1 protein-coding gene is annotated in these 1462 nt (G+C 69.9%); it reads right to left on the bottom strand.

Features of this window, described 5'->3' with window-relative positions:
* Positions 1-36: 36 nt before the first annotated feature.
* A complete protein-coding gene (locus PV734_RS45665) occupies positions 37-1332 on the bottom strand; it encodes an ISAs1-like element IS1629 family transposase (protein WP_060902565.1) in 1296 nt (431 codons plus the stop codon).
* Positions 1333-1462: the final 130 nt, after the last annotated feature.

Here is a 1462-nt window from a genome sequence, read left to right as displayed (position 1 = left end):
CAGGGCCCCGGCGTTTGCCCGGGTCGTCCGGTTTGATCATGTGATGCCGTAGAGGCTGAGGACGAGGGTGCGTTCGGTGTGGGCCCGGCGGCCGGCGGCGGTGTTGACGTACCCGGCAAGCTTGAGCGCACCGCGGATCAGGTCGCGGACGGCGGCGAGGACTGAGGGCGTGTTGTGGGTCCTGACCTGGGACTTGTCCTCGTTGAAGGTCACATCCCGACACCAGTGGACGGTGTTCTCCACCGTCCAGTGCCCGCGAGCCCATGAAGCGATCTCGGCGGCACTCGCTTCCTCGGCGGGCAGGTCGGTGATGGCGTAGACGGTCTCGCTGGACCACTTCTTCGCTCCGTAGAGACGGCGTCTGCGCTGGATGCGCAGGACCTGGGCCGCGTGGGGAAAGAGCAGGCCGTTGACGGTGACGACCTGGACGAGACGCTGTTCGTGGCGGCCGTGGCCGCGGGCGTCGTCACGGTGGATGACGGGGATCTCCTTCCAGGGCAGGGCGTGGAGCTGACGGGCTTGGCCGCGCTGGTTGTTCTTGATGGTCAGCAGGTAGTGGGCGCCGCGTTCGTGCAGGTAGGCGGCGTGGTCGCGTTGGGCGTGGAGGGCGTCGGCGGTGACGACGGCCCCCTTGAGATCGGCGTCGTCGAGCTGGTCGAGCAGGGGTTGGAACTCCGGTATTTCGTTGGTCTTCGCGCCGATCTCGCGGGAGGCGAGGGTGATGCCGTCGCCGTGCCGGACGGCGGAGAGCACGAAGACGCGGCTGCCGTCCGGGCGCTTCGCACTGCGCAGGCACTTGCCGTCCACCGCGATGGCCCGGCGCCGGGAGCGCACCGGTTCGGCGCGGGCGGCCGCCCGGTGGGCGCGGCGCTGTTCGCGTTCGATGCCGCCGTCGGGCATGAGCGGCTCGGGAGAGTGGGACACCGTGGACAGCAGGGGCCGCAGGTGGTCGTAGCCGGCCGCGCTGACCTCACCGGGATCGAGCCGCCCCAGAACGGTGCGCAAGGTCTTCTCGCTCGGGATCCGGTAGCGGCCGCGCAACGGATGGTAGGGCAGACCGAAAGCGGCCAGTTCCACCGGCGTCGCACGTCGGCACCACTCCGCCGCCGCGGTGATGGAGTCATGGCCTGCCGGGGTCATCGCACAGACCACCAGGGCCAGCAGCGAGGAGACCCGGTAGCGCACCCCGCACGCCCCGCGAGGATCGGTGACCGACTCGAACTCGGCAACCAGGCCGCGGACTTGGTCTCGCGCGGCATCCGAGCCGAGGGCCTCCAGGCGGGGCGCCGGAGAGACGGGAACGACGGCAGGGGATGATGGAGGAACGAACACGGCACCTTCGTGGATCTTGCAGCGTAGAGAACTCCATGATCCACAGGTGCCGTGTTCATCTGCTTCCGGGGCCCGCCAGCATGATCAACCGGCCCAGGCCGGGGCGATCCGGGCAAACGCCGGGGCCCTG

The organism is Streptomyces sp. AK08-02, from assembly GCF_033795085.1.
Taxonomy (GTDB): domain Bacteria; phylum Actinomycetota; class Actinomycetes; order Streptomycetales; family Streptomycetaceae; genus Streptomyces; species Streptomyces echiniscabiei.
This window is presented reverse-complemented; position numbering and strand designations above follow the sequence as displayed.